The following is a 24,506-nucleotide window of genomic DNA, read 5'->3' as shown; positions in this document are numbered from 1 at the left end:
CGGCACGGTTTTTCCAATTGCAAAACGGGAAGCAACAAGGATTTGAGGCGTTTCGCCGCAAGCCGCGCCGCGGCGGCAGCCACCCTCAGCCCAGCGGCGTCCAGGTTCCGGCCGCCGTCCGGCAGGCCGCGCCGCGGCTGACCGTTTCGCGCCCCTTCGCCACGAGCGTATGGCTGTACTGGCGGCAGTTTTGCGACCCCACCTGATAGGGGGCGGCTGCGACGACGGACCCCTGCACGCCCCGTCCCTGCCAGACGACCGGCTGGCCGCCGGGCGCCGCCTCGAGGGCGCGGTACTCCGCCTCCAGCGCCCGCTGGCGGTCGGCCGCCGACAGCGAGATGCCCTTGCTGCGGGACACCAGACCGCCTTCCAGCGCAGAAATATAGGCGGCCGAGGAAACAGCGGGACCGGCGGAGCCCTTCATGAACATTCGCCCGGACGTGGTGCTGCACCCTGCAAGTCCAATCGAAGCGACAACCACCGGTATGGCGACAATACGTGAGGTCATGGTCATCCGGCAGGTCTGCTTCATTTCATGCCTTTTCTGGCTGGTGTCCGGTCGATCCGACCGCTGTCTCTATCTTGCATTGTCTGCCCTGTCAGGCAACATCCTTTGCCACCGCCGGCAGCACCAGACGGGCCAGCAATCCACCGGATTCGCCGCGCGACAGCGTCAGCGTCCCCTGGTATTCGGACGTGATCTCGCGGACGATCGAAAGGCCGAGCCCGGTACCCGGCTTGCTCTCGTCCAGCCGCTTGCCCCGCTTCAGCGCCTCCTGGATCTCGTGCGGCTCAAGGCCGGGACCATCGTCCTCGACCTCCAGGACGATCCAGCGCCGCCGCTGCGGATCGCCGGCGTCGCCTTCCTCCGGCGCCAGCGTCGCCCTGACCGCCACCGTTCTGTTGGCGTAGCGGGCGGCGTTCTCCAGAAGGTTGCCGACGACCTCCTCGATATCCTGCTGCTCCATCGCCAGCATCAGGTCTTCCGGCTCGACCGTGAGGGGGAAGTCGATATCGGCGTTCAGCCGCCGCATCACCCGGGCCAGCCGCTGCAGCACCGGTGCCGCCTCGGTCCGCGCCAGCACCGATTCCCGCTGCGCGGCAATGCGGGCGCGATTGAGATAGGACTGCACCTGGCTTTGCATCGCTTCGGCCTGGTTGCGGACCAGGTCGCCGTGCGGCGCATCCAGCACGCGGGATTCGTTGAGGAGCACCGCGATTGGTGTCTTCAGCGAATGGGCGAGATTGCCGACCTGCATGCGAGCGCGCTCGATGATCCGGCGATTGGTGTCGATCAGCGCGTTGACCTCGCTCGCCAGCGGCTGGATTTCGCGCGGGAAGACGCCGCCGAGCCGCTCGGCCTGGCCGGCGCGGATCTGCTCGAGCGACTTGCGCACGTGGTCCAGCGGCTTCAGGCCGATCAGGATCGCAGCGGCGTTCAGGCAGAGGCTGCCGAAACCGAAGCCGGCAAGGGCGATATAGAAGTTCCGGGAGAAGGCCTGGATGTCGTCCTCGAGGACGTTGCGGTTGCCGGCGACGCGGAAGCGCGCCGTCCGACCGTCCTGGTCGAGCACCACCTCGGTCTCGACGACCTCGACGGTGTTCCCGAACGTGTCTTCGGCCGTGTAGTAGCGCTCGTAGCGCGTATCGAAGGGAATGGTCTCGGTGTCCGGGATCGGAATGCTGCCGAAGCCGAGGGAGGTGGAAGTCAGCGGCTCGCTCGGAAAACTGTCGCCGATCGGCTCGACGATCCAGTACCAGCCGGTCTGCGGCTGCGAGAAGCGCAGGTCACCCAGTTGCGGAACCCCGGTGAGCGCGCGGTTCTCGTCGATGGAGACCGAGTTGATGACGTTGTACAGCTGCGCCCGCAGCAGGTCCTGGAAGCTCGACTCGGCGCTGCGCCGGTAGAGGGTCGAGATCACCAGCGCAATCACCACCAGCGCCACCATCGACCACAGCGAGGCGAGCAGCAGCACGCGGAAGGTTAGCGACCGAGCGCCTCCTGGTGCCCTGGCGTCAGAACCCATCGGGTACGTCCAATCTGCGTGACGGATCGACCGTCCTACTGGTAGGGACCATGCAGGCAGCGACCGGCATTTTCAACGCCTTTTCGGCTCAGACGGCAACGGCACGCCGCCGCATGCCTTCATATCCGCCTGTACGCCTGGCCCCAAAGGTCTTCTAGCGGCCATCGCCGGGTGCCTGCATGCGGTAGCCGAGGCCGCGCACGGTTTCGATCAGATCGACGCCGATCTTCTTGCGCAACCGTCCGACGAACACCTCGATCGTGTTGCTGTCGCGGTCGAAGTCCTGGTCGTACATGTGCTCGACCAGTTCGGTCCGCGAAACCACCTGCCCCATGTGGTGCATGAGGTAGGACAGCAGCCGGTATTCGTGCGAGGTCAGCTTCAGCGCCACGCCGTTGACGCTCGCCTTCGATCCCTTGGTATCCAGCCGCACCGGGCCGCAGACGATCTCCGAGCTGGCGTGACCGGCGGCACGACGGATCAGTGCCCGAATGCGCGCGAGCACCTCCTCGACATGGAACGGCTTGGCCACGTAGTCGTCGGCGCCGGCATCGATGCCCGCCACCTTGTCGCTCCAGCGATCGCGTGCGGTCAGCAGCAGCACCGGCATGCGCTTGCCATCGGCGCGCCATTTTTCCAGCACGCTGATGCCGTCCATCTCCGGCAGGCCGATGTCGAGGATCACCGCGTCGTAGGGTTCCGCGTCGCCGAGATAGTGGCCCTCCTCGCCGTCATAGGCCTGGTCGACCACATAACCCGCTTCCTTCAACACGTCGGCCAGTTGCCGGTTGAGGTTTTCGTCGTCTTCGACAACGAGAATGCGCATCTGTCGACTTCCCTTCCTGTCAGCCGGACGGCCCTTCCGGGCCGAACCGGCGGGTCATTCTATCGGCACGCGCACGGTGATCTTGCGCGGGCGGGCGCTGCCCTTGCCGGGAACCAGCACCGTCACCACGCATACACCGTTTCTGGGCTGCGCGGAAAGGAGTTCGCCACCGGTGTCGGCGACGACCTGGCGTGCGGCCTCGCTGCAGTCAGCCGCAGCCAGCAGCACGTCGGCAGGGCGCTCCGCGGCGGGTGGCGCGAATGCCGCCAGGCTGGCCGCTGCCGCGGCGATGAGGAGGGGCGAAGTCATGAACACACTTTCAATGCCGGAAACAATGTGGCGCCAGAATTAACGCAGACACGCTGAATGGCAAATGAATGTGGTTTTCATTTTCCCGGCAGCCGCCCCCCTTGCCTCGGCTACCGCAACCGCCGCTGCGCTGAAAGCCGTCCCGCAACGGCGAGAATGCCGCCGCCGGCGGCGAGGAAGGCGGTGATCCGGTCGGCCAGTTCGGCCTGCTCGGCCCCGCCGATCTCGACGCCGACGAGGTTGGCGAGCGAGGCGGCGATCGCCAGCACGCCGCCCCACACGGTCTTCGACAGGTACCAGGCCTTGGTGTCTGCAATCATGGAACGATCTCCTTTCCGTCAAAGCTCTAGCGTTCTTTGTGCTGCAACCCCGTCGCGGACAGAAAGGCCCAGTTGCCGCACGCGAATGGTGATGGCCGACTGGGCCGCGCCGAAATCGGCGATTTCGTCAGCGACGGCGTAGTCGAGGAAGGTCCGGTCGGTCTCCACGGACCGGACGATCGCGCCGTCGGCGAGGATCTCGAGGCGATAGGCCTCGAACGGCTCGTCCAGCGGTATGTCGAAGCCGTCCCAGGCATCGGCGTTCCGCCGGGCCCGCCGCGTCCAGGAGAACCGGATGCCGCCGCCTGCAAGCCGTCGGCCGCGCAGGTGAACCGGTGCAATCGGCCGGCGCGCCCGCACGCCGCCGGCGAAGGCGACCGGCCCGGCCGGCTCCGTCGCGCCGCGTGCCTCGGCGATCCAGTTGAGGCTGCGACCTGCTTCGTCCGCCGAAAGCGCGAGCGGCCGCACGGCCTCGTCCAGCACCACCGCGGCCGAACCCGGCGGGTGGCCCTCGGCCATCGCGTCATCGCTGCCGGCCAGGCCGCGCAGCAGTCCGCTCAGCCGCCAGCGCCGCGGCGCCGTCTCCTCGGCCTGGAGAAACCCGACGACCTCCCAGCCCGCCGAAGGCGAGGCGATGGCGATGCGGTTCTCGCCGCCGAGGACGGCATCGCGCGCCTTCGACGACAGCGCGCCGAAGGGCAGATCGATCTCGACGGCGTTCAAATCGTCGATCCGTCCCCAGGCGCCCGGACCGAGCCCGCTTGCAAGCCGGCCGATGCATGCCGGGCGCTCCAGCCGCACGCGGGCCGCATAGCCATCCGCGCCGGGCGACGACGAGACCAGGATCGGTCGCCACGGCTTGGCGTAGGCTGCGACCCGCGCAAAGCTTTCCTCGGCTCCCGCCTCGAAACAAGGCAGGTCGAGAAACTGCAGTTGCGGCAGGAACGCCGCCGATTCGAGCCCATCGCCCGGTCGCGACGGCTGATCGGCGGGCGACGTCGGGCCGCCGCGATCACCGCCGGCAAAGCTTTGCGCCTCCACCTCGCGCACCGCGCCCTCCGTCACCCGCGTCACGAGGAAGCTCCCGGCGGGCCCGCCCTGCAGCCGCACCACGTCGCCCGGCATGACGGCCAGCGCATTGGGCGGCAGCCGGAACGTCAGCCGGCGCATGCCGGCGCGATGGTCGCGCAGAACTGCTTCCGCCGCAGCCGCTGCCGCTCCGCCATGCAGCACGGCCGGCAGCGACAGCCGCAGCACACGATCGTTGTCCGCCGACATCCGGCGAGTACGCGCCGTCACGCGCTGGTAGGCGGCGGCGTTGTCGAAGTGGTCGATGATCGCAACGCCGGCGAACTCGCTCGGATGCCCGCGCACCTCCTCGAACGCCGTCTCGCCGGGCTGCTCGGCCAGCACCGCGATCGCGACGGCGGGCATGCCGGCGCCTTCCCGTTCGTCGAGGCGCTGTGCGCGCTGGCCGAGGACGTGCGGGACGTTATCGGGCCGTCGACGAAGCTGACTTATGGCGCCGACTGGAGCGAGTACTTCGGCTATCACCCGGCGGACGGCAGCGGCGAGGTGCATTTCAACCTCGATCCGCTGTGGGCCTCGCCGGCGATCGATGCGGTCGGCATCGACAACTACATGCCGCTGGCCGACTGGCGCGACGGCGATGCGGTGTCCGGCAATCCCGACGGCTTCCGGCTGGCGGACGACGAGCCGGCGATGCGCGCCATGATCACCGGCGGCGAGGGCTACGACTGGTATTACGGAAGTGAGGCGGACCGGAAGGCGAGGGTGCGCTCGCCGATCATCGACGGCCTCGCCGGCAAGCACTGGCTCTACCGCTACAAGGACCTCGAGGGCTGGTGGTCCACTCGGCATTTTGATCGCGCCGGCGGCGCGGAGGCTTCGCAGCCGTCGGCCTGGGTGCCGCGCTCGAAGCCGATCTGGTTCACCGAGCTCGGCTGTCCGGCCGTCGACAAGGGAGCAAACCAGCCGAACGTCTTCACCGATCCGAAGAGTGCGGAAAACGCGCTGCCCTACTTCTCCGGCGGCGGGCGGGCGGACGCGATGCAGCGCCGCTTCCTCGACGCCCATCATGGCTGGTGGCAGGGAGGCGGTGCGGCGGCGGGCCTGGTCGACCCCGATCACGTATTCGTCTGGACCTGGGACGCGCGTCCCTATCCGGCTTTCCCGGAAAATGCCCGCCTCTGGGCCGACGGCCGAAACTGGCAGCTCGGTCACTGGCTGAGCGGCCGGCTCGGCACGACGACGGTGGCCGACGCAATCGCGGCGATCCTCGCCGATCATGGCTTTTCCGACTTCGACGTCTCGATGGTCGGCGGCGATCTGACGGGTTTCCGCGTTCGCGGGAGAGGTCCCGAGCGAGGCGCAGGATCCGGCGTTGCCGGCAACGCTTCGTCCGACGGCCAAGGCACGTCGGCCAAGGCCAGAATTCTTCCAACATCGGAGAACCCCATGAGCACTGACAGGCTGCCGGTCTGGCGGACGAAGAAATATGCGGACCTGACGCTCGCCGGCGTGACCGGCGACGGGGTGTTTTCGGGCTATGCGAGCCTGTTCGGTGAGGTCGATCTCGGCAAGGACGCGATCCAGCCGGGAGCGTTTGTGAAGTCGCTGGAGAAGCGTGGGGCGGCGGGCGTGCGCATGCTGTTCCAGCACGATCCGGCCGAGCCGCTCGGGCGCTGGCGGACGATCCGCGAGGACGGGCGCGGGCTTTATGTCGAGGGGGTGCTGTCGCCCGGTGTGGCGCGGGCCCGCGAGGTGCACCAGCTGATGAAGTCGGGCGCGCTCGATGGGCTGTCGATCGGCTTCCAGACGGTGCGCTCGCGGACCGACCGGACGACCGGCGTGCGCCGCATCCTCGAGGCCGACTTGTGGGAAATCTCGATCGTGACCTTCCCGATGCTGCCATCGGCGCGGGTCTCGAACGTGAAGAATGCGCGGTGGTTCTGGCTGCCGGCGCGCAGGCGATGACGGTGACGCACCGGATCTGGCTGCGCCATCGCTCCGACCTGCAGAGCGGCATGCGACTGCGCAAGGGCGCGCGCGTCTTCGATCTCAAGACCTTCCGCGATCCGGACGAGACGGGACGCTATCTGATCTGCGAGTGCGAGGAGATGGAAGGATGTGCGCTGCCTCGGCCCTGCAGAAGGCAATCCATGCGCGGCTGACCGGCGATGCGGAACTGACGGCGCTGATCGGCGCCGACGGCGTCTGCGACCGGCTGCTCGACCGCCAGCGGCTCCCGCTCGTTGTGATCGAGTCAATCGAGAGCCGCGACCGCTCGACCGCAACGGAGGATGGCGAGGAGCATTGGGTGACGCTGGTCGCCTGGTCGAAGGTGGGCGGGCATCGCGAGGCGCAGACGATCGCGGCAAGGCTGCGGGCGCTGCTGCACGGCGCCGACCTGCCGCTCGACGGTTTTCACCTGGTCAGCCTCCTGCATCGCTCCACCCGGCTGGCGCGCGAGGGGACGAAGGCGCTTCACAAGGCGGAGATGCGGTTAGGCGAGCCAGCGGTCGTCGCCGTCTGCCATGTTGGCTTCCCAGTGGTCGAGGATCGCCGAATGACCGTCGACAGCGGCCTGGTCCAGCCCCTGCTTGTATAGATGTGCCCGCACCCAGTCGAAGAAGAATTTCCTGTTGATCGTCATTCTTCCCTCCATAGCCGCAGTTTCGAGGATGTCGGCCGGGCCCTCCGACGCGGCCGCTCGGAAGCGTGCGCTTTTGACACCGGGCCCGCCGGAAACGCGCAACCAAGTCCGCGGGCGTGCCGCATTCAAGCACAGGCGCCATTTCAATGCACGCAAAAAATGCACGAAAATATTATTGCATCCTCAGATTGATCACGCACCCCGCACCCGCGGCTCGCCGCGTCGCTCCAGCACCAGCGCCGTCAGCGCCCAGACGAGCGCATCCAGCCGATCCGGTGAGCGCCCGGACGACAGCCCGTCCGGCCCGAAGTCGCACATCTGGTCTTCCAGCTCCGAAAAACTCCCGGCGTGCACCACCCGGCCCTGCTCGTAGAGCGCCGCCACCGGCTCGGCGCGCAAGAACTTGCCGCGCGTCGCCCGCACCATCGTCACCGGCAGGTCGGCATCGATGCTCCTCAGCACCGCCGCCACCATCTCGCCGCCCTGGTTGACCTCGGCGACGACCCGGTCGGCGTCGAAGCGCCGGAAGGCACACACCACCGCCGCCGCCCAGCCGGCCGGACTTGCGCCGGCCACCGACAGGTCGGCCAGCACCACCGCCCGCCCCGCCGCGTCGAGCCCCGCAACGACGATGCCGCAGAACGACTGCGCCGAGGCGGTCGCCGGCGGATCGACCGCAACGACGATGCGCCCCATCGGCCCCGGCAGGCGCTGGCGCACCGCCTCGAGCCGCTCGCGGTTCCACAGCGCGTCCTGGCGATCGGCGATCAGTTCGCCGTCGAACTCCTGGCGGCCGAGCCGCGTGCCGCCATAGCGTTCCTCCATCGCATCGAGGAAACCGGCAGCGAGATTGTCGGCATTGTCGCTCGTGCGGATGCGCCGCACTACGGTCGTCCGCCCTGCCACAAGCGTCCGCAACAGCGGGATCGGCCGCGGCGTCGTGGTCACCAGCACCTGCGGCCGCGCGCCGAGCCTGAGGCCGAACTGCAGCATATCCCAGTTCTCCTGCGCATGCTTCCATTTGCCGAGCTCGTCGCACCAGGCAACGTGGAACTGCGGCCCGCGCAGGCTCTCGGGATCCTCCGAGGAGAAGATCTGCGCGATCGAGCCGTTCGGCCAGACCAGCCTTCGGCGCGAGGCCTCGAATTCCGGGCGCCGGTCGCGGGCGATCCGGCAGATACCCGAGACGCCGTCGACCATCACCTCGCGTGCGTCGCCGAGCGTTTCCGCCACCAGCGCGATGCGCAGGTTCGCAACCTTCAGCGCCGTCTCGTGGATCCATTCGGCACCGGCCCGGGTCTTGCCCGAGCCGCGCCCGCCCATCAGCAGCCAGACGCGCCAGTCGCCGTCCGGCGGCTCCTGCGCCGGGCGGCGCTCCAGCGGCCAGCGCCGCAACGACTGCGCCAGGGGATCGCGGCCGATCTTCCGCCCGCAGCATTCCAGCGCCGGCGCGTCACGCACGTCGCGGGAACCGTTCCCGTCCGCGCCGACGGCAATGCCGGCCATATTGCCGACCTTGCCGTCCCCGCTGGCAATTTCTGCGGCTTGGCCTGGCCCTGCGGCACCCTCCGTCGCTTCGTCAGCCTCCGCGCAGGGCGGCGCTGCCGTACCAACCTCCGTGCAGCACACTGCTGCGCCGCCAGCCTCCCCGGTACATCCCATCCGGGAATCCCGAGCAAAGCGGCCGCCCCCGGACCAATCCTGATTCGGCGCAGCGGCATCACCCGTTCGGCTGGGTTGCGGATCTACGATGCCGGCAGGCGGATGAGGGGCATCGCCCTTGCCCCTCGGCTTCGCATCGACGAAGGGCTGCTCCACAACGGCACGGCGCGCTTCTGCAGTGTCGGCCATCGGGCAACCTTCGGCGGTGCCAGCCATGGCACTCTCCGCGGCCATCGCCTCCTCCCCGGCTGTCGCCACCTGCCCGGCGCCGGCGCCGTGCCGGCCGATCTGCCAGGCGAGCGTCGCCATCGGCTGAAGCATCTGCGCCACGGCGTCTGCGTGGCGTTCGCCGATCAGCGCCGCCTCCCTGGCCATGCGATCGCTCGCTTTCCGCAATCCTCGCCTGATCTTTTCCGCAAACCTTTGCTCATCCCGGGCCGTTCTCACCGCCGCCGACGTCGATGCCTTGGTCGGCCGCCGATGGCCCCGCTCGTGCCTCATGCTCCGCCTTCCATTGCTCGTGATAGGCTTGCGCCTTGGCCTCGACGCGGCGGTCGAACTCGGCGACCACCGCTTCGAAATCGGCGGTCTCGCCGGCAAGGTCCTGCGCCATGCGCCGTTCGCTGAGGATGGTGCGCTGCAGGCTGTCGATCTTCTCCAGGGTGCGCACGATCAGCGACACCGCCTCGATCGCCGCCTTGGCATCCGCCTGGGCGAGCTTGCGGCCGGCGTCGTCCTCCGCCGCTCCGGCGGCCTCCTCGGCCCGGCGGCGCTGGCTCTGGAACTGCTGGAAACGCTCGCGCAGTTCCTTCGTCATCTCGACGAGCATCGTCTGCATCTGATCGAGCGGATCGCCATTAGGCGCCGCCTTCAGGTCCAGCACCGGCACCGCCGTCTCGCTGCCGGCGCTGCCGCGTTGCCAGCCAGCAAGCCCGTCATAGGCCGGCACCGTCGCCGGCACGCCGAACAGCCCGACATCGACGTCCTCGAAGATATGCATCGCAGGGCTCCGCAAAAAACAAGGCGCCTCGTCCGGAGCGGACGGGCGCCTTGCAGCAACTCTGTGTCACAACACTGTACTGGATCTCAAACAGCCAGCCGGCGGGCGAATATCGTCATCCTCATTGGGCCGGTCGCTGTTCGCCGCGCGTGGCTCGCCGAAAACCTCCTGGCAACCACTGGGGCGAATGCTTTCGCCGCCCGCGTGTCTGCCCGGTCACGATCTCGTCTTTTCCGGGGCTTCGCTGCGGCTTCCGGTCCGTGTGGCGGTTCTCCGCCCGCACTTTTCCGACTGTAGCTGAACCCTATCAGACCACCGTCACGCTGTCAAGGATTTTTTTCCTATATGATATTCTGAACAGGCAGCGATAACCCCGGGCCGCCCCGGCGTGCCGGAGCTGCCTTCCGGACCGGCGGGAACCATGGTACTTTTTCGCATGACGTCCGAGGATCTCGCCCAGATGGCGCTGGCCCTGCCCGGCACCGAAGAGAACGCCCACTTCGGCAAGCGCGACTTCCGTGTGGGCGGACGGATTTACCTGACCCTTCCCGAGCCCGGCCGGGCCGTGTGCAAGCTGACGCGCGACCAGCAGGCGATGCTGGTCGAGACCGAGCCGGGCCTCTGTGCGGCGGTGCCCGGCGGTTGGGGCCACAAGGGCTGGACCTCGCTTTATTTCGACAGCGCCGATATCGCGACCGTCAGCCACGTGGTCGAGATCGCCTGGCGCAACGTCGCCCCTGCCGGCCTCGCCGCCACGCGCTCCGCCAGTCGGTCGCCCCCCGCCCCGCCGGCAAACGATCCCTTGCAGCTCCCCGCCTCCCAGCCGCCGCCCCCCGTCCATAACCGTCCACCCCATTAAAAAATGCCTTTCTTTCTTTGCCCGGATGAATAGAACTCGATGCAGACGGCCGCAAAGCCGGCAATGACCGAGACCTTCGAAAACCGCCAAACGACAGGTTTATCATGCGGATTGTGATGATCGGTGCCGGCTATGTCGGCCTTGTTTCCGGTGTGTGCTTCGCCGATTTCGGCCATGACGTCATCTGCGTCGACAACGTCGCCGAAAAAATCGAGGCGCTGCGCAGGGGCGACATCCCGATCTTCGAGCCCGGCCTGCACGAACTGGTCAAGTCGAACAGCGACGCCGGCCGCCTGAGCTTCACCACCGATCTGCAAAAGGCCGTCGGCTGGGCCGACGTGGTGTTCATCGCCGTCGGCACCCCCTCGCGGCGCGGCGACGGCCATGCCGACGTCTCCTATGTCTACGAGGCGGCACGCCAGATCGCCAGGGCGGCCAGCGGCTATACCGTCGTCGTCACCAAGTCGACCGTGCCGGTCGGCACCTGCGACGAGGTCGAGCGCATCATCCGCGAGACCAATCCCGACGCCGACATCTCCGTCGTCTCGAACCCGGAATTCCTGCGCGAGGGGGCGGCGATCGGCGATTTCAAGCGCCCCGACCGCATCGTCGTCGGCACCGAGGAGCCGCGCGCCATTGCCGTCATGACCGAGGTCTACCGGCCGCTCCACCTCAATCAGGGCCCGCTGTTCTTCTGCGAACGGCGCACCTCCGAACTCATCAAGTACGCCGCCAACGCCTTCCTCGCCATGAAGATCACCTTCATCAACGAGATCGCCGACCTGTGCGAGCGGCTCGGCGCCGACGTGCAGAAGGTCGCCAGGGGCATCGGCTACGACAAGCGCATCGGCGACAAGTTCCTGCATGCCGGCCCCGGCTACGGCGGTTCGTGCTTCCCCAAGGACACGCTCGCCCTCGTCAAGACCGCCTCGGACGCCGACAGCCCGATGCGCCTGATCGAAACGACCGTCGCCATCAACGACAACCGCAAGCGGGCGATGGCCCGCAAGGTGATCGCCGCCTGCGGCGGCTCGGTGCGCCACAAGAAGATCGCCGTCCTCGGCCTCACCTTCAAGCCGAACACCGACGACCTGCGCGACGCGCCGGCACTGACGATCATCCAGGCCCTGCAGGACCATGGCGCCGAGATCGCCGCCTATGACCCCGAGGGGATGGCGGGCGCCCGCGCCTTGCTGTCGGATGTCGAGTTCGGTGAGGATCCCTATGCGATCGCCGCCGGCGCCGAGGCGCTCGTGCTGGTGACCGAATGGGACGAGTTCCGCGCCCTGGACTTCCGCCGCCTGCACGCCACGATGAAGGTGCCGAACCTGGTCGACCTGCGCAACGTCTATCCGCCGCAGGAGGTCAGGCGCCACGGCTTCCACTATGTCGGCATCGGCAAGGGCGGCGACAGGGACGGCCACAGAGACTGACATGCGATACTTCATCACCGGCGCCGCCGGCTTCATCGGCTTCCACCTCGCCCGACGTCTGCTGGAGGAAGGACACACGGTCGTCGGTTTCGACGGCATGACCTCGTATTACGACGTCGCCCTGAAGGAGGCGCGTCTCGCCGCGCTCAACCAGTTCCCTTCCTTCCGTTTCCATCGCGCCATGCTCGAGGACCACGCTTCGTTGCGCAAGGCGATGGAGGAAGCAGAACCGGACGTGGTCGTCCATCTCGCCGCCCAGGCAGGCATCCGCTACAGCCTGGAGGAGCCGAGGTCCTACGTCGAATCGAACATTGTCGGCACGTGGAACCTGCTGGATGCGGCGCGGGCGGTCGCGCCCCGTCATCTCCTGCTTGCTTCCACCTCGTCGGTCTACGGCGCCAATGACGCGATCCCCTTCCGCGAAAGCGACCATACGGACGAGCCGCTGAACATCTATGCCGCCAGCAAGAAGGCCATGGAGGTCATGGCGCACAGCTATGCCCACCTGTACCGGCTGCCGACCACCGCCTTCCGCTTCTTCACGGTCTATGGGTCCTGGGGACGGCCGGACATGGCGTTGTTCAAGTTCACCAAGGCCATCCTTGAGGGCAGGGAAATCGAGATTTACGGCGAGGGCCGCATGAGCCGCGACTTCACCTTCGTCGGCGATCTCGTCGAAGGCATCCTGCGGCTGTCCTCGGTCGTGCCGTCGGAGGACAACCGCGTCGCCAGCCCGGCCGGCCTTGACACGCTGTCGCATCAGGCGCCGTACCGCGTCGTCAACATCGGCGGCGGCAGTCCGGCCGGCCTGCTCGAGTTCGTCGCCACGCTGGAAGAGGCGCTCGGCCAGCCGGCGAAACGCAAGCTCCTGCCGATCCAGCAGGGCGAGGCGCCGCGCACCTATGCAAGCCCTGATCTGCTGCTGGCGTTGACCGGCTACAAGCCCGCCACGCCACTTTCGGCCGGGGTCAAGGACTTCGTCGACTGGTACCGCGATCACTACGGGGTGACTGCTGCCCGCTGAGCAAACTCGGGGGGCAGCCGCCGGCCTTGCGGCACGGACCAACCTTCGTCCCTCGCCGCCTCCCCTGCTCTGGCCCGTGCAACCGATGCAGCGTGCACGACAACGATCACGGAAGGCAGATCGCGTGTCCCCACTTTAAGGCGATCCGCCTCCTTCCGGACCGCTTCCGCCGCTATCGTCCCGTTGCCGAAACGGGCGAAAGCAGGCAGACTCTTCTGTCGGCTTTCCGCCGACCGCAAAATGCAATCGTCAGGGACCCAGCGGGACCGACAATGAAAAGGGCCATAGTGGCGCTGCTTTCCCCCGAACGTTCCCTTCAGAAGCTGCGGCTGTCCTCCGGCCTCGTCATGCTGACCTTCGTGACGATGCACCTGATCAACCACGCGGTTCTGCTGGTTTCACTGGACAGCGCCGATCGGGTGCTGCGCGCCTTCGCCGCCCTGTGGCGCAGTCCCCCCGGCACCATCCTGCTCTACGGCTCGCTCGTCACCCACCTGGTCCTGGTGCTGCGCTCGATCTATCTGCGCCGCACGTGGCGGATGCCGGCCCGCGAGGCGGTACAGATCGGGCTCGGCCTGCTGATCCCCTTCCTCATCATCGAGCATGTCGTGCCCGCCCGGCTGTCGCAACCGCTCTACGGGATCATCGTCGACTACCGAAGCGTCGTGCACAGCCTCTGGGTCGTCAACCCGCTGTCCGGCGTCCGGCAGTCGATCGCGCTTCTGGTGATCTGGGCGCATGGCTGCGTCGGCGTTTATTTCTGGCTGCGCTATCGCAGCTGGTATCGCGGCGCCTTTCCCTACCTGCTGACCGCCGCCATCCTCGTGCCCGTCCTTGGCCTGCTGGGCTTCGCCGAGGCCGGCCGCACGCTCGCGGATCTGCCGGGGAGCGCTCCGCCGCTCCTTGACCCCGCCCTGCCGAGAGGCCTGCGCGAGGCGGCGCCGGCGGTCGAACCGGCCATCGTCGCCGCCGGCCTCAACCGGATCAAGCTTGCGCTGTACCTGGTCTTTGCCGGCGCGGTCGCCCTTGTTCTCGTCCTGCGCCGGCTGCGGATGCTCGCCGAGCGCCCCTCGCTGGTCACCGTCAGCTATTCCAGCGGCGCCCTCGTCCGCATGCCGCGCGGCCTCAGCCTGCTCGAGGGCAGCCGCTATGGCAACGTCCCGCACTACTCCGTCTGCGGAGGCAAGGGCCGCTGCTCGACCTGCCGCGTCCGCATCCTCGCGAGCGACGGCCCGCTGCCGCCGCCGGGGCCGATCGAGGCGGCCACACTTGCCCGCATCCATGCCGATCCGGACGTGCGGCTCGGCTGCCAGTTGCACCCCGCCGCAAACCTCAGCGTCGCGCTGCTGACGGCGCCGAACACCGATCCCGGCCTTCCGGTCGCGGCCGAACCGGTGCGGCCCGGCCGCGAGGAGGAGATCGTGGTACTGTTCTGCGATCTCAGGAACTTCACCGTCCTGTCGGAAGCGCGCCTCCCCTACGACGTGGTGTTCCTGCTCAACCGCTACTTCGCCGTCGTCGGCCAGGCCGTCGAGAAGGCCGGCGGGCGGCTCGACAAGTTCATCGGCGACGGCGCCATGGCGCTGTTCGGCCCAACGGGAAATCGCAACGACGCCTGCCGTCAGGCGCTGTCCGCCGCTGCCGCGATCGTGCGCGACATGGCCCAGTTGAACGAGGAACTTGCGCCGACCTTCGCCACCCGCCTGAAGATCGCGATCGGTATCCACACCGGCCCCAGTGTCGTCGGCGTGATGGGCTACGGCGCCACCAAGGGGCTGACGGCGATCGGCGACACCGTCAACGTCGCCAGCCGACTGGAAACAACCGCCAAGGAGCGCGACATCGCCATCGTCGTGTCGGAGCCGACGATCAGGCGCTCCGGCCTGCAGGTCGGGGAACTGGAGAGTTGCGAAGTCGCCATTCGCGGCCGCAGCGCGCCGGTCCGCGTCTACCTTGTGTCCGAGGCCGAAAGCCAGCGCTTCATCGCCGCGCCTCAGAAGGCCTGAAGCTGGTGGCGCGGCCGCCTCACCCCCTCTTCCGATAAAGAAAGTAGCGGCCGGCCGGCACCGCGGCGGGGCCGACAAGCACCTCCAGCCGGGGATCGTCCAGCGGCAGCCCGCTTGCCGCGATGCCACCGGCGGCGAGCATCCCCGCAATCATCTGCGGCAGCCAGGTCAACGTCACGGCGTCCTTCTCGGGATAGCCGGTGCCGATGTCGGCATGGACCAGCGCCGCGGTGCCGGTCTCGAAGCCCCGCCCGGTCTCGCGGATTTCGCCCAGCACCAGGTTTCCGTCCTCCGGCACCGAGGTGGCGTGCGCGCCGCACGCCCGATCGAAGGCGATGATGCGGCGGTCGGGGAAGCGTTCGCGCAGGTGGTCGAAGGTCCGGCCGTTGCCGAGCCCGATCTCCAGGACCGGCCCGTCCTTCGGCAGATCGAGGTCATCGCGGATGTGGTTGAGGATATCGCGCTGTGCGGTCACGCGGCCGATGAAACTGTCAAGGCGGCTCATTGATCCCTCCTTTATCCCCGCTGTGGGCGACCGCCGGTCCGCGGCCACGCAAGCCAGGCGACCGGTTCGCCTGCATCGCTCCCGTGCCTCTGCCAATGCGGCGGCCCGTCGGCGCAAGGGGAAGCAAGACAAAGGCGGCGCCCCCTCGATCGGAGCTGGACCTTCGCGGCTAAACCCCGCCGCGTCAAGCAGGCTCGGCGAGGCGATAGCCCCTCCTCCAGGTTTCGCCGGCGAGATTTCTTGCAGCCCGCTTCTGGTTTTGGCGTGCCTGCCCACATATATAGTTGCGCCGCGTCCTCCCCCTGCCACCTGATCGGGCGGGGTGAACAATCGAACCGGGTTGGCTTCACGTCGACGAGGGACAAGCGATGAATACGCATGGAGCCGACGTTTCGAACATCCTGCTGGATCGCGTCTCCGGCTGGCTGAAAACCGCCGCGCTCGGCGGCGAAACCCTGGAGCACATCGTTGCCGGTTTCTGCGAGCGGCTGGCCGCTGCCGGCGTGCCGCTGTTGCGCGTGCATCTCAGCTTCTCGATGCTGCACCCGCTCTACGATGCGCTGGGCTTCACCTGGATGCGCGGCAAGGGCGTCACCGTGGAGGGCTTCCGCGCCTCCGGCGAGGACAGCGAACCGTCGCGTTTTCTGCTCAGTCCCTATTACTACCTCCTCAGCAACAGCCTCGATCACCTGCGCCGCCGTATCGATCACAAGGCTCCGGCCGAGTTTCCGATCTTCAACGATCTGCGTGAGATCGGGGCCACCGACTACATGGCCTTCGTGCAGTCGTTCGGCGAGGCGCCCGGCCAGGGCATGGTCGGATCGTGGGCCACGGATGCGCCGGGCGGCTTCAGCGACAACGTCATCGACGCTCTCCTGAGGGTGCAGAACAGCCTGGCCGTCGCCGCCAAGATGGCGGTGCTCGGCAAGCTCGCCGACAACATGCTGATGACCTACCTCGGCGGCAATGCCGGCCGGCGCGTGCTCTCCGGGCAGATCCGCCGCGGCGACGGCGAGACGATCCGCGCCGCTCTGGTGATGGCCGACATGCGCCAGTCGACGATGCTCGCCGAGAAGGAGGGCCGGCAGGCCTATATCGACACGCTGAACCAGTTCTTCGATGCCATCGCCACGCCGTTCAACCGCAACGGCGGCGAGATCGTCAGCTTCATCGGCGACGGCTTCCTCGCCGTCTACCCGTGCGGGCGCCACCGCGAGCCCTCGCAGGTGGCCGCGCAGGCGGCGATGACCGCCGTCCGCCACGCCACGCTGCGGATGAACGAGCTCAACGCCAACCGCCGCAAGGACGGGCTTGTCGACATCCGCTACGGCATCGGCCTGCACGTCGGCAACGTCATGTTCGGCAATGTCGGGCTGAAGGACCGGCTGACCTTCTCCGCCTTCGGTTCGGCCGTGAACGAGGTACAGCGCCTGCAGGGGCTGACGAAGAAATATTCGCAGTCGATCGTCGCCAGCCAGACCTTCGCCACCTATTGCGGCGGCGAGTGGACGACGCTCGGCCAGGAGAAGCTGCGCGGCGTGCGCCAGAAACTGACGGTACTGCTGCCGGGCCAGACCAATCTCAAGGTCGACCGGGCGGAGGCACTGGACGGCAACGGCCGCGACGGCCGGTCCGAGGCCGAGCAGGTCATGCTGCTCTACCGCGATGCACGCTCTCTGCGCGACATGGACGGGCGCTCGAAAGTTCCGACGATCGCGCGCGGGCTGAACTGAGATGGCCGGCGGCTCGTCCGACAGGAACGAAGCCGCCCTCCCACGCTATGATGCGCTTCTCGTCGACGGCTTCGATGGTGACGATTTTTCACCGGACGGCGGCCTCTATTACCGCGACAACCTCGAGCAGAGCGCCGGCACCGTCGAGTTCCAGCGCGACATCACCCACGGCAGCCCCGGCGCACTGAAGCTCACCGTGCGACCGCTCTGGAACGGCAGGGGCAATGGCAGCGAACGGGCCGAGGTCTGGGAGAGAACCGCGCTGCGGGTGCCTTACGACGAGCCCGTCTGGTACGGCTTTTCCGTCCTGTTCGCCGATCCGATCCCGCAAGACGACGGCCGCCACCTGATCGCCCAGTGGAAGCGCGAGATCGGACCGGCGGCAAAGGGCGATTTCAGCCCATTCCTGGCCTTGCGGCTGGTCGCAGGTCGACTGTTCGCCACCGTCGAGACGACGTGGCGCGCCGAAGACGCGCTGCCCTCGTCCGTGGCGGCACAACCGGGCCTCACGCCGGTCTGGCTGCGGCCCGAGGTGCGTCAGATGCGGGCGCTCGTCGCCACCGACCCGCACTGGCAACCGCGGCACGGCCAGCTGTTCTGCGACCGCACCGATCGCATCACCGTCATCGGCCGGGGCCACCGGCTGCCGGCGCCGGACTCGGGCTGGATCGATTTTGCCGTGATGACCCGGCCCGGTCCGGACGGCAGCGGCCACATCGAGCTGTTCGCCAACGATCGCTGGGTGGCGACGGTGCGCGGAGATGTCGGCCACGACGATCCGGGGCTCGGCGCACGGCAGTACTTCAAGTTCGGCCCCTACCGCACGGCCGGGCTTGGCAAGTGGAGCCTCTACTTCGACAATTTTCGCCGTTCGATGCACGCCGAGGATGTGCTTCGGCCGGCGGCGCTGGCGGCCCTGCGTACCGCAAGCGCCGCTGATCCTCCGCCACGTGGCTGACGAAAAGCCATACCGATCAGGCCGCTACAACGTTGGCTCGTGTAATAACATGGACAGCCGCGGGTGCCTTCGCTACTCTTTCCCGCACTGGATACGACGCAAGTCTCGCGCTGTTACGACGCAAAAGTAACCAAGGGGATGTACCGCGCATGATCCGAGGGGCAGATCTGTTGCGGATCGAGGATCTCAGCATCTCCTTCGCAATGCTCGGGGGCCGGGTCGACGCGGTAAAAAAGGCCAGCTTGCGCGTGCTGCCCGGCAAGGTGACGGCGCTCGTCGGCGAATCCGGCTCGGGCAAGTCCGTCATCAGCCAGTCGGTCATGCGCATCCTGCCGCGCATCGCCACCGCCTCGGGCCGCATCCTCTTCAACGACCCGCTGACCGGCCGCCAGACCGACATCCTCGCCCTGTCGCAGGACGGTCCCGACATCCGCGCCATCCGCGGCCGCCGCATCGGCAAGATCTTCCAGGAGCCGATGACGTCGCTGTCGCCGCTTCACACGGTCGGCGACCAGGTCAGCGAGGTGCTCACCATCCATGAGGACATGAGCCGGGCCGAGCGCTACGAACGCACCATCGAGATGCTGCGGCTGGTCGGCTTCGCCAAGCCCGAGCGCGCCTTCAGGATGTATCCCTTCGAGCTGTCGGGCGGCATGCGCCAGCGCGCCATGATCGCGCTGGCGCTGATCTGCCGGCCGGCGCTGCTGATCGCCGACGAGCCGACGACCGCGCTCGACGTGACGATCCAGGCGCAGATCCTCCGGCTGCTGCGCGACCTGCAGCACGAGCTCAACATGGCGATGCTGCTGATCACCCACGACCTCGGCGTCGTCGCCAACGTCGCCGACGAGGTGGTGGTCATCTACCATGGCGAGATCATGGAGGCCGGCCCGGTCGAGGACATCTTCCGCCGCCCCGCCCATCCCTATCTCAGGGGCCTGATGGCCGCGGTGCCGCATTTCGACATGAAGCCGGGCGAGCGGCTGAAGGCGCTGCGCGAGGTTCCGGTCAACGCCTCGCACCTGCTCGGTACGGTCGGCTCGCGGGACCGGACAGGCCCGGAGATCGTGCTTTCGGTGCGCGACGTCACCAAGTCCTTCCAGATCCGCAAGGCCGGGTTCTTCCGGCGGCCCGACGAGGCGCCACTGCGCGCCGTCGACAGCGTCAGCTTCGACATCCGGCGCGGCGAGTGCCTCGGCCTGGTCGGCGAAAGCGGCTGCGGCAAGACCACCGTCAGCAAGATGCTGATGCGTGCCGTAACACCCGATTCCGGCTCGATCGTCTTCAACGATCGCAAAGGCCCGATCGACGTCCTCAAGGCTGAGGGCGGCGAGTTGCAGAAATTGCGCGCCAAGATCCAGATGGTGTTCCAGGACCCGGTTTCCTCGCTGTCGCCGCGCATGACGGTGCAGAACATCCTTGCCGAGCCGCTGGAGATCCATGGCCGCGGCACGCCGAAGTCCCGCCAAGAGACGGTCGTCGCGCTGATGGAGGCGATCGGGCTGAACAGCCGTTACCTGAACCGCTATCCGCATTCGTTTTCCGGCGGCCAGCGGCAGCGGATCGGCATCGCGCGGGCGCTGGCGCTCGGGCCGGAACTCCTGATCTGCGACGAGCCGGTCTCCTCGCTCGACGTATCGGTCCAGGCGCAGATTCTCAACCTCCTGAAGGACCTGCAGAAGGACTTGGGCCTCACTTACCTGTTCATCTCGCACAACCTCGCCGTCGTCGACTACATGGCCGACCGGATCGCGGTGATGTGCGCAGGGCGGATCGTCGAGCTCGCGCCGCGGGAGATCCTGATGCGCGCGCCCGTCCACCCCTATACCCGATCGCTGCTGGCGGCGGTCCCCTTCCCCGACCTCGACCGGCCGCTGGATTTCTCGGCGTCGCAGGCGGCGAACGCCAGCGACATGCGCAACTGGGCGCCCCAGTTCCGGCGCGACGAAGCCGGCGAAGGACTGACGCCGATCGATCTCGGCGCCGGACACCTGGTGCTCGCCCGCCGGAACGCCGATGTGAGGGAGTTGCGCCCGTGATCACGCGAAGGACGGTTCTCGGCCTGATGGCCGCCGCCTGCCTGCCCGCCCCGGTCGCCCGGGCGGCGCTGCGAGAACCGGAATTCCTGAAGACGAAACTTGCCGACGGTTCGCTGCCACCGATGGCCGAGCGCATCCCGAAGGTACCGCGCGTCGTCAACCTGGCCGCGACGGGTCGAAGCCCAGGCCAGTACGGCGGGTCGGTGCGCATGATCATCGGCGGCCAGAAGGACATCCGCCTGATGACGATCAACGGCTACGCCCGCCTGATCGGCATCGACGAGCACCTCGCGCTGCAACCGGATATCCTGGAGAGCTTCGAGCAGGTCGAAAACCGCGTCTATACGTTGCGGCTGCGCGAGGGGCATCGCTGGTCGGACGGCTATCCCTTCACCGTCGACGATTTCGTCTACTACTGGTACGACGTGCTCAACAACAAGGAGATGCGCCCGCGCGGCCTGCCGCTCGACCTGCTCTCCGATGGCAAGCCGCCGCGCTTCGAGGTGGTCGACCGGCTGACCGTCCGCTATTCCTGGGATGTTCCGAACCCCGACTTCCTGCAGCGCCTGGCATCGCCGCAGCCGCTGACGCTGGCGCTGCCGGCGCATTACATGAAGCAGTTCCACCCAAAATATGCCGATCCCGAGAAGCTGAAGAAGCTGGTCGAGAAGGAGGGCACCGACGACTGGACCGGGCTGCACATCAACCGCTCGCGCACCTACCGCCCGGAAAACCCCGACCTGCCGACGCTCGACCCGTGGCGCAACCTGACCGCGCCGCCGGCCGAGCAGTTCATCTTCGAGCGCAACCCCTATTTCCACCGCGTCGACGAGACCGGCCAGCAGCTGCCCTATATCGACCGGGTTCTGCTGAACGTCTCGTCATCCGGCATCATTCCCGCCAAGGCCGGCGCCGGAGAGGCGGACATCCAGTCCTACGGCCTCGACTTCGAGGACTACACCTTCCTGAAGGACGCGGAGCAACGCTATCCGGTCCAGGTCCGACTGTGGGAACGCATCCAGGCTTCGCGCATCGCGCTGCTTCCGAACCTCAACTGCGGCGATAAGGTTTGGCGCGATCTGTTCCACGACGTCCGCTTCCGACGGGCGCTGTCGGTGGCGATCAACCGCCAGGAGATCAACAAGGCGAGCTTTTTCGGCCTGGCGCGCGAAAGCGCCGATACGGTCCTGCCGGAGAGCCCGCTGTTCAAGGCCGAGTATCAGCACGCCTGGGCACAGTTCGACCCTGAGCTGGCCAACCGGCTGCTCGACGAAGCCGGCCTCACCTGGAACAAGCAGGAAGAGATGCGCATCCTGCCGGACGGGCGGGAAGCGGCCCTCATCGTCGAATCGGCCGGCGAAAGCACGCTGGAGACCGACGTGCTGGAACTGGTCACCGACCACTGGCAGCAGATCGGCTTGAAGCTGCACGTGCGCACCTCGCAACGGGACGTGTTCCGCAGCCGCGCGCTCGGCGGCGAGATCATGATCTCGGTGCAGCAGGGCATCGACAACGGCATTCCGACCGCGGACATGTCGCCCGCCGCGCTGGCGCCAACCGGGGACGACCAATTGCAGTGGCCGGTCTGGGGCCTGCACTATCTTTCCGCCGAACAGAAGGGCGAGGCTCCGGACCTTCCGGAGGCCAGGCGCTTGGTCGAGCTGATGAAGCAATGGAAGCAATCGACATCGACGCCCGAGCGCGAGGCGATCTGGACCGAAATGCTGTCGATCTACACCGACCAGGTCTTCTCGATCGGCATCGTCAACGGCACGCTGCAGCCGGTCGTCACGGCAAGGAACATGAAGAACGTGCCGGACAGGGGGCTGTACGGCTACGACCCCACCGCCTTCATGGGCGTCTACCTGCCCGACACGTTCTGGCTAGACGGGAGCGGCTGACCGATGTTGCGATACATTCTCTGGCGCATTGCCGTGATGGTGCCGACGCTCTTCCTGATTTCGGTCCTGGTGTTCACCATCATAGAGCTGCCGCCGGGCGACTACTTCGAGAGCTACGTGTCGGAGCTGCGGGCCATGGGCGAGGCCGCCGACATGGAGGAGATCGCGGCGCTGCGGGAGCGCTACGGTTTCGACAAGCCGGCGCCGATCCGCTACTTCCACTGGGTCGGCGGCATGCTGAGGGGCGATTTCGGCTATTCGTTCGAATACCAGCTTCCGGTCTCCTCGGTGGTCGGCGACCGGCTGTGGCTGACGGTGCTGGTCTCCTTCGTCACCATCGTGTTCACCTGGCTGATCGCCTTTCCGATCGGCATCTACTCGGCCACCCACCAGTACAGCTGGGGTGACTACGGCCTGACCTTCCTGGGCCTGATCGGCCTGGCCATCCCCAATTTCATGCTGGCGCTGATCCTGATGTACTTCGCCAACATCTGGTTCGGCACCTCGATCGGCCACCTGATGGACCAGAAGTTCCTCAACGAGCCGATGAGCTGGGAAAAGGCCAAGTCGATCCTCGAGCACCTGTGGATCCCGGTCATCATCATCGGGACGGCGGGAACCGCCGGCATGGTCCGCCGGCTGCGCGCCAACCTGCTCGACGAACTGCAGAAGCAGTATGTGGTGACGGCCCGCGCCAAGGGCATGAACCCGTTCCGGGCGCTGGTCAAATACCCGCTGCGCATGTCGCTCAACTTCTTCATCTCCGATATCGGCTCGATCCTGCCGCAGATCATCTCCGGCGCCGAGATCACCGCCATCGTGCTGTCGCTGGAAACGACCGGCCCGATGCTGATCAAGGCGCTGCAGAGCCAGGACATGTACCTGGCCGGCTCGTTCCTGATGTTCCTCGCCTTCCTCACCGTCATCGGCGTGCTGATCTCCGATATCGCGCTCGCCCTTCTCGATCCGCGCATCCGGCTTCAGGGGGGAAGCACCAAATGACCGTGTCCCTGCCCGAATCCGGCGCACCCCTGAAGCATTACGTCTCGACCGCGCCCTTCGACCCCTATTCGGTGGAGGCGATGACGGCGGGCCAGGCCAAGATCTTCCAGGCCTCGCAGACGCGGCTGATGTGGTGGAAGTTCAAGAAGCACAGGATCGCGCTGGTTTCCGGCATCTTCCTGCTGGCACTCTACCTGGCGATCGTCGTCGCCGAGTTCCTGGCGCCATACAACCTGCACACCCGCAACATGGATTTCATCCATTCGCCGCCGCAGCGCGTGCACCTCTTCCACGAGGGCCAGCTCGTCGGCCCGTTCGTCTATGGGCGCCAGATGACGCTCGACATGGACACGCTGCGCCGCATCTACACCGACAACCGCAACGACGTTCAGCGGCTGCGCTTCTTCTGCGCGGGCGATCCCTACCGCTTCTGGGGCATCTGGGAGAGCAACTTCCACCTCGTCTGCCCGGCGAGGGACGGGCAGATGTTCCTGCTCGGCACCGACCGGCTGGGTCGCGACGTGCTGTCACGCATCATCTACGGCGCCCGCATCTCGCTGACCATCGGCCTGATCGGCATTGCGGTGAGCTTCACGCTCGGCATCGTCATCGGCGGCATCGCCGGCTATCACGGCGGCTACATCGACCTCGCCGTGCAGCGCGTCATCGAGGTGCTGCAGTCGATCCCCAGCATCCCGCTGTGGCTGGCGCTCGCCGCGATCATGCCCGTCAGCTGGAGCCCGATCCTCGTCTATCTGGGCATCACCGTCATTCTCGGGCTGCTCGACTGGACCGGGCTGGCGCGCGCGGTGCGCTCGAAACTGCTGGCGCTGCGCGAGGAGGACTATGTGCTGGCGGCGCAGCTGATGGGGGCGAGCACCAGCCGGATCATCGGCCGCCACCTGGTGCCGGGCTTCATGTCGCACCTGATCGCCAGCGCAACGATCACCATTCCCGGCATGATCCTCGGTGAAACCGCCCTCAGCTTCCTGGGCCTCGGCCTGCGCCCGCCGATCACCAGCTGGGGCATCCTGCTCACCGAGGCGCGCAGCGTCAGCGTCATCGCCTTCTATCCCTGGCTGCTGTTTCCGATGATCCCGGTCATCCTGGTGATTCTGGCGTTCAACTTCCTGGGCGACGGGCTGCGCGATGCGGCCGATCCCTACAAGTAACGAAAATGTGTGCGGTGCACCAATAGCGAATCCTAGTACGGCCTCTCAGTTCTG

21 protein-coding genes and 2 pseudogenes are annotated in these 24,506 nt (G+C 67.3%); 14 read left to right on the top strand and 9 right to left on the bottom strand.

Annotation, left to right across the window (positions count from 1 at the left end; translation table 11 throughout):
* Positions 1–85: 85 nt before the first annotated feature.
* The 6 genes from C7449_RS01645 to C7449_RS01620 form a co-directional block, all read right to left on the bottom strand.
* Positions 86–514 (bottom strand): hypothetical protein, encoded by a 429-nt coding sequence (locus tag C7449_RS01645; protein ID WP_170115786.1) that lies wholly within the window; start codon positions 512–514, stop codon positions 86–88.
* Between the two features lie 85 nt (positions 515–599).
* A complete protein-coding gene (locus C7449_RS01640) occupies positions 600–2,027 on the bottom strand; it encodes an ATP-binding protein (RefSeq protein ID WP_108001024.1) in 1,428 nt (475 codons plus the stop codon).
* Positions 2,028–2,181: 154 nt separating this feature from the next.
* The gene (feuP, locus tag C7449_RS01635; protein WP_108001023.1) at positions 2,182–2,853 is read right to left on the bottom strand and encodes a two-component system response regulator FeuP; all 672 of its coding nucleotides are present in this window, start codon (positions 2,851–2,853) and stop codon (positions 2,182–2,184) included.
* A 54-nt stretch (positions 2,854–2,907) separates the two neighbouring features.
* Entirely contained in the window at positions 2,908–3,162 is a 255-nt protein-coding gene (locus C7449_RS01630) for a hypothetical protein (protein ID WP_108001022.1), read from the bottom strand.
* Positions 3,163–3,272: 110 nt separating this feature from the next.
* Positions 3,273–3,482, bottom strand: coding sequence for a hypothetical protein (locus tag C7449_RS01625; RefSeq protein WP_245414261.1), 210 nt, complete (start codon positions 3,480–3,482; stop codon positions 3,273–3,275).
* Positions 3,483–3,500: 18 nt separating this feature from the next.
* Positions 3,501–4,916 (bottom strand): phage tail protein, encoded by a 1,416-nt coding sequence (locus C7449_RS01620; protein WP_245414260.1) that lies wholly within the window; start codon positions 4,914–4,916, stop codon positions 3,501–3,503.
* Here C7449_RS01620 and C7449_RS22000 point away from each other — a divergent pair.
* The 4 genes and pseudogenes from C7449_RS22000 to C7449_RS01605 form a co-directional block, all read left to right on the top strand.
* Positions 4,827–5,843, top strand: a pseudogene (locus tag C7449_RS22000) (baseplate megatron protein TIM-barrel domain-containing protein); the annotation flags it as partial. The gene C7449_RS01620 and the pseudogene C7449_RS22000 overlap by 90 nt on opposite strands.
* Positions 5,817–6,479, top strand: coding sequence for an HK97 family phage prohead protease (locus C7449_RS21995; protein WP_342588228.1), 663 nt, complete (start codon positions 5,817–5,819; stop codon positions 6,477–6,479). The pseudogene C7449_RS22000 and the gene C7449_RS21995, both read left to right, overlap by 27 nt.
* Entirely contained in the window at positions 6,449–6,676 is a 228-nt protein-coding gene (locus C7449_RS01610) for a phage head closure protein (RefSeq protein WP_245414259.1), read from the top strand. The genes C7449_RS21995 and C7449_RS01610 overlap by 31 nt, the downstream gene beginning before the upstream one ends.
* A complete protein-coding gene (locus tag C7449_RS01605; RefSeq protein ID WP_108001019.1) occupies positions 6,631–7,113 on the top strand; it encodes a DUF3168 domain-containing protein in 483 nt (160 codons plus the stop codon). Before C7449_RS01610 ends, C7449_RS01605 begins: the two co-directional genes overlap by 46 nt.
* Before the next feature lie 237 nt (positions 7,114–7,350).
* Here the strand turns inward: C7449_RS01605 and C7449_RS01600 are convergent, their stop codons facing one another.
* Positions 7,351–8,664, bottom strand: a complete 1,314-nt coding sequence (locus tag C7449_RS01600; protein WP_108001404.1) for a DNA-packaging protein — start codon at positions 8,662–8,664, stop codon at positions 7,351–7,353.
* A 583-nt stretch (positions 8,665–9,247) separates the two neighbouring features.
* Positions 9,248–9,820, bottom strand: a complete 573-nt coding sequence (locus tag C7449_RS21690; RefSeq protein ID WP_170115758.1) for a hypothetical protein — start codon at positions 9,818–9,820, stop codon at positions 9,248–9,250.
* A 436-nt stretch (positions 9,821–10,256) separates the two neighbouring features.
* Here C7449_RS21690 and C7449_RS01590 point away from each other — a divergent pair.
* The 4 genes and pseudogenes from C7449_RS01590 to C7449_RS01575 all read left to right on the top strand — a co-directional run.
* Positions 10,257–10,589 (top strand): annotated as a pseudogene (locus C7449_RS01590) (MmcQ/YjbR family DNA-binding protein); the annotation flags it as partial.
* 194 nt (positions 10,590–10,783) lie between these two features.
* Positions 10,784–12,112, top strand: coding sequence for a UDP-glucose dehydrogenase family protein (locus C7449_RS01585; protein ID WP_108001018.1), 1,329 nt, complete (start codon positions 10,784–10,786; stop codon positions 12,110–12,112).
* A 1-nt stretch (position 12,113) separates the two neighbouring features.
* On the top strand, positions 12,114–13,136 hold the full coding sequence (locus tag C7449_RS01580) for an NAD-dependent epimerase/dehydratase family protein (protein ID WP_108001017.1): 1,023 nt from the start codon (positions 12,114–12,116) through the stop codon (positions 13,134–13,136).
* 272 nt (positions 13,137–13,408) lie between these two features.
* Positions 13,409–15,142 (top strand): adenylate/guanylate cyclase domain-containing protein, encoded by a 1,734-nt coding sequence (locus C7449_RS01575; RefSeq protein WP_245414258.1) that lies wholly within the window; start codon positions 13,409–13,411, stop codon positions 15,140–15,142.
* Between the two features lie 19 nt (positions 15,143–15,161).
* Here the strand turns inward: C7449_RS01575 and C7449_RS01570 are convergent, their stop codons facing one another.
* Positions 15,162–15,647, bottom strand: coding sequence for a class I SAM-dependent methyltransferase (locus C7449_RS01570; RefSeq protein WP_108001016.1), 486 nt, complete (start codon positions 15,645–15,647; stop codon positions 15,162–15,164).
* A 368-nt stretch (positions 15,648–16,015) separates the two neighbouring features.
* Here C7449_RS01570 and C7449_RS01565 point away from each other — a divergent pair, with 368 nt between their 5' ends.
* The 6 genes from C7449_RS01565 (at position 16,016) to C7449_RS01540 (ending at position 24,452) form a co-directional block, all read left to right on the top strand.
* Positions 16,016–17,380, top strand: coding sequence for an adenylate/guanylate cyclase domain-containing protein (locus C7449_RS01565; RefSeq protein ID WP_108001015.1), 1,365 nt, complete (start codon positions 16,016–16,018; stop codon positions 17,378–17,380).
* Position 17,381: 1 nt separating this feature from the next.
* Entirely contained in the window at positions 17,382–18,338 is a 957-nt protein-coding gene (locus C7449_RS01560; RefSeq protein WP_108001014.1) for a polysaccharide lyase, read from the top strand.
* A 149-nt stretch (positions 18,339–18,487) separates the two neighbouring features.
* On the top strand, positions 18,488–20,377 hold the full coding sequence (locus C7449_RS01555) for an ABC transporter ATP-binding protein (RefSeq protein WP_108001013.1): 1,890 nt from the start codon (positions 18,488–18,490) through the stop codon (positions 20,375–20,377).
* Entirely contained in the window at positions 20,374–22,278 is a 1,905-nt protein-coding gene (locus C7449_RS01550; protein WP_108001012.1) for an ABC transporter substrate-binding protein, read from the top strand. The genes C7449_RS01555 and C7449_RS01550 overlap by 4 nt, the downstream gene beginning before the upstream one ends.
* A 3-nt stretch (positions 22,279–22,281) precedes the next feature.
* Positions 22,282–23,280: an ABC transporter permease gene (locus tag C7449_RS01545; RefSeq protein ID WP_108001011.1), complete on the top strand. Its 999-nt coding sequence runs from the start codon at positions 22,282–22,284 to the stop codon at positions 23,278–23,280.
* A complete protein-coding gene (locus tag C7449_RS01540) occupies positions 23,277–24,452 on the top strand; it encodes an ABC transporter permease (protein WP_108001010.1) in 1,176 nt (391 codons plus the stop codon). The genes C7449_RS01545 and C7449_RS01540 overlap by 4 nt, the downstream gene beginning before the upstream one ends.
* The last annotated feature ends 54 nt before the right edge of the window (positions 24,453–24,506 follow it).

The organism is Mycoplana dimorpha (assembly GCF_003046475.1).
GTDB lineage: Bacteria > Pseudomonadota > Alphaproteobacteria > Rhizobiales > Rhizobiaceae > Mycoplana > Mycoplana dimorpha.
The sequence above is the reverse complement of the archived record's forward strand: the minus strand, read 5'-3'. Positions and strand labels throughout refer to the sequence as shown.